Genomic DNA, 371 nt, shown 5'->3' on the forward strand with positions numbered 1-371 from the left:
CTGAATGTGGCCTTGAATGTGGCATCTCCCCGGCGTAATGTCAGCCATTCACAGGGAGATTAGCTATGTCAGACGTGGCATTGGAAAACGCTAAGGCGCTGAAAATAAAAGCTCTTTCGGAAATTTCACGGCTCGAAGCGGAATTGCGCGGGTGGCACGACCGTATCTTGATGGCCGACCAATTCATCGACCAGTGGAACGCTTTTGCATCCGGCGAGCCTGTGATTCCTGTGGAAAGCGTATCCGCCGAACAGAACAAACCGGCACCATCGTCGGTTAAGCGCAAGGCGATTCGCAATTCAAAAAAGGAAGATGTTGCCGAAGCCGCGCGTGCGGTGATCCGTGAGCGAGGCGAACCCGTATCTCGCAGC

The 371-nt window shown here is 54.2% G+C and carries 1 protein-coding gene; it reads left to right on the forward strand.

Annotation, left to right across the window (positions count from 1 at the left end):
* Positions 1-65: 65 nt before the first annotated feature.
* Positions 66-371: hypothetical protein (locus EN852_RS36275; RefSeq protein ID WP_135879719.1), on the forward strand; the 306-nt coding region annotated here is incomplete at its 3' end.

This window comes from Mesorhizobium sp. M2E.F.Ca.ET.209.01.1.1 (genome assembly GCF_004010375.2).
In the GTDB taxonomy this organism is placed as follows: domain Bacteria; phylum Pseudomonadota; class Alphaproteobacteria; order Rhizobiales; family Rhizobiaceae; genus Mesorhizobium.